Source organism: Bacillus sp. FG16 (genome assembly GCF_057809515.1).
The window spans coordinates 1-747 of record NZ_JBMDKC010000285.1; the positions used below are offsets into that span (position 1 = coordinate 1).

At 39.6% G+C, this 747-nt stretch carries 1 protein-coding gene; it reads left to right on the forward strand.

The annotated features are described in order from the left end of the window. The coding region (locus ACODS7_RS32305; protein ID WP_488828655.1) for a transposase at positions 1–640 on the forward strand (640 nt) is incomplete at its 5' end. Positions 641–747 lie beyond the last annotated feature (107 nt).

A 747-nucleotide genomic window follows, 5' to 3' on the forward strand; every position in this document is an offset into this window, starting at 1 on the left:
ACATGGCTATATTTACGAAGGAAAATCAAGCTGGACAATCGCTTATATGAAATGGGTAAAGAATCTTGATCTACAAGGATTATTCAAAGAAACGTTAGGCGAATACCTATTACAGTATGATGTTCTAGTTGATAAAATTGAGCGGTTCAGTCTGAGACTAGAAGAATTATCTCATAGTGAAAGGTACGAAGAACCAGTGGAAAAGTTAAGATGCTTAAAAGGGATAGACACAACCGCAGCAATGACAGTTCATGTGGAGATTGCAGACTTCACTCGGTTCCCGACGGCTAAAGCATTTATGGCTTATGTAGGATTGACGCCAAGCGAAAGCTCAAGTGGAGAGAAAATCAGTCGAAGTTCGATTACAAAGCAAGGCAATTCGACAGTTAGGTCTACTCTTGTAGAATGTGCAAATGCGTTGGTAAAGGGAACAATCGGATTAAAATCGAAACGAGTGAAAGCCAGACAAAAAGGGCAACAAAGCGAAGTAATTTCCTACGCGGATCGGGCAGTAGAACGGTTACAAAGAAAATATCATCGCATGATATATCAAGGGAAACCTCGAAATGTGGCCATTACAGCGATTGCAAGAGAACTTGGGTGTTTTATCTGGGGATTAGAAACAGGTAACATTTACTGAAAATAAAAGAAGAAGGGATATGAAGTTGATGGATTCATAGTTAGAGACCAAAGTATCAATTGATGGCATAGATGAGCTTCAGAGATAGTGAATTACAGGTCTGGCTA